General features: G+C 36.4%; 2 protein-coding genes. Both read right to left on the bottom strand.

Annotated features, from left to right (window positions below):
• Positions 1 to 147: 147 nt before the first annotated feature.
• Complete coding sequence (locus F993_RS14025) at positions 148 to 531, bottom strand: hypothetical protein (RefSeq protein ID WP_004653212.1); 384 nt, start codon at positions 529 to 531, stop codon at positions 148 to 150.
• Between the two features lie 16 nt (positions 532 to 547).
• On the bottom strand, positions 548 to 1,675 hold a 1,128-nt coding region (locus F993_RS14030), incomplete at its 5' end, for an EndoU domain-containing protein (RefSeq protein WP_004653211.1).

The raw sequence follows: 1,675 nt of genomic DNA, 5'->3' as shown, positions 1-1,675 counted from the left end.
TGGAACTCCTATATATCCAATATAGATAGTTCCAAAATTATCAAAATTAAGCTGTTTAAGTTTTTCATATGCTTGAGTTATCATGGTTTAGTTGGCACCCCTGTAATTTTAGCGGCTCTTAATTACCCACTCAAGTTTTATTAAAAATTATATTTCCAAATAAATATAACTTTCTAAATCCGGAGGTGCTCTATTAAAATCCACCCATGCATTTAAAATATCCCTAAAACTATCTAAAGATAAATAAATATAGTATTCATCATCATAGAGTGAATATAGCTTAACTCTACCATCAGTATATTCACTCCCCCAAGCATCACGATCCCATATTGTGGAGTTACGGCTATTTTCAACTTCCTTAAATATTTCAACCCCTTTTTCTAGCCAAGTGATTGAATTTATTCCTGCATCATCAGTTAATACACCATGCAAACAATTAATTGTCTTTTCATCTACACATTTAATTTCAACTGCAGGCATTAATTTATGTTGTTCCACATCATCAAAATACCAATAAAATTTTATCTTCATATATAGCTCCAATCTTCTATTGCATCGGTGGTTTTGGATAAACAGTAGTTTTAGGTTGTAAATAACCAGTAACTTCAACCCCACTTGGTGTTTTTCCTTGCCACATATTAGGTTTGTTAGGAACAGGCTGACGATTCTTATAGGCAGCATCTACCTCAACCTTAAGCCTATCAGCAGACCAACTATCTGGGAACATAGTTGAAACACCTCCATTATTGGTCTTATTCACATATTGTCCAGACTTATCGGATACTGCAACTCTAGCTTGGTAAACTCCATTTTTATCTGGCTTCCCTATAACTTGCAGAACTTTAACATTTCCAGTTGCTGTAGAATGCCCGCCAACAACACTGCCATTTGGTTTGACCTCTGCACTTAAAATATGTCCATCGAAATCAATCGGGGCTGTTACTTGATTTACTCGTTTGCTAGCTTGCTGATTAATAACCGTATCATTTGGTTTACTAGATAAATTTTCCCCCTTAGGATTATTTTTAATTTTATCTAAGGCTTTCTTTTCCTCATCAATAGAATTTGTTTTAGATTTCCCACCAGATACGCCATTCACTTGAACATTCAGATTCGGATCAAAATCTGCTTTTAGTCCTAATACAATTTTCCCACCTTTTTTCGCTACCGCAACTGCACCACCACTCAATAAACTAGATAAGGTATTCAAAACAGCTGAAGTTTCAGCCTTACCTAGTTTCTCAAAATCAGCTGGGCTATTCCCTGCGATATTACCCTTAGTAATCGTCACACTAGTATCCCAAATATTTCCTGGTATTTCTTTTAAACCAAGTAATATTGCTTTTGCTGTGCCTTGCGGATCATTTTTTAAAGCATCATAAAGCTCTTTTGGTACATTTGGGAGGTTCTTAATGTCTTCTACAAACTTCGAGAGCGCTTGATCTTGACCTTTCCTATACGCAGCCTCTTGTCTTGCATCCATGTCTTTATAGTCTTGCTGACATTTTGCGCTCCAACAAAGTACTGCATGTTTCACATCCTGCGTATATGAGGTTTTATTATTCTCCACCGCATTCTGAGCAGATTGTCCACCTTGAACCGTACTTGATACATCACCTGTGGTTGCACCAACAGCACTACCTGCTAAACCGACAATTGAGCTAATTGTAGATTT

Origin of the sequence: Acinetobacter proteolyticus, from assembly GCF_000367945.1 — a bacterium.
Classification (GTDB): Bacteria; Pseudomonadota; Gammaproteobacteria; order Pseudomonadales; family Moraxellaceae; genus Acinetobacter; species Acinetobacter proteolyticus.
Note: the sequence above shows the minus strand (reverse complement) of the source record. Positions and strands in the feature narration are given on the sequence as shown.